Source organism: Bartonella sp. OD88NMGDW, from assembly GCF_042193775.1.
In the GTDB taxonomy this organism is placed as follows: domain Bacteria; phylum Pseudomonadota; class Alphaproteobacteria; order Rhizobiales; family Rhizobiaceae; genus Bartonella; species Bartonella grahamii.
Genome location: NZ_JBHIMA010000072.1, coordinates 1 through 743 on the forward strand (window position 1 = coordinate 1; position 743 = coordinate 743).

At 37.3% G+C, this 743-nt stretch carries 2 protein-coding genes; both read left to right on the plus strand.

Translation table 11 applies throughout. The features are described from left to right. On the plus strand, nt 1-126 hold a 126-nt coding region (locus ACFIJR_RS09150), incomplete at its 5' end, for a DnaB-like helicase C-terminal domain-containing protein (protein ID WP_375654082.1). Between the two features lie 85 nt (nt 127-211). After that, a complete protein-coding gene (gene ssb, locus ACFIJR_RS09155; RefSeq protein WP_375654081.1) occupies nt 212-652 on the plus strand; it encodes a single-stranded DNA-binding protein in 441 nt (146 codons plus the stop codon). Nucleotides 653-743: the final 91 nt, after the last annotated feature.

Sequence of the window (743 nt, forward strand, 5' to 3'; positions counted from 1 at the left end):
CAAGCCAAGGGTAAAGCCGAGGTTATTATAGCAAAACAACGCCATGGTCCGACAGGAATCGTTCCCCTTGCCTTTCAATCCGATTTTACACGCTTTAGTGATTTAGAACATAATGTAACACTTTAAATAATTGTTATTAGCTAACTGAAAATATTGTAAAAACACATAAAACATGTTATGATCTTTACATCATTTAATGGGACTTACAAACATGCTTAATAAAGTGATTTTAATTGGTCATTTAGGTGCCAATCCAGAAAGCAAAACAATGTCATCTGGCATCGAGGTGGTCAATTTTCGAATGGCAACGTCTGAGAGCTATATAGACAAGGCAACCAATAAGAAAGTAGACAAAACCGAATGGCATTCCATTGTGGTGTTTAATCCACATCTTGCAAAAATAGCACTCCAGTATCTGAATAAAGGCAGCAAAGTTTATATCGAGGGGCGACTACAAACCCGTAAATGGCAAGATAAAAACGGTGTTGAACGGTATGTAACAGAAGTCATATTGCCTCAGTACAAAGGCGAGTTAAAGCTTTTAGATGGCAAAAATGATGATAATCAAGAGCCGTCATCAGCTTATGACAGAAGCATTTACAGACCTCTTGATACACCCCATACCGTTATGAATGACAGTGTTCCTTTTTAATAGAGGGTATTTAAATGTCTGATAAGCCGCCGCTCCATACCTTTAGTGCAATCTGTAAATCTAAGCCAGTTTATAACTATACTATTACAGA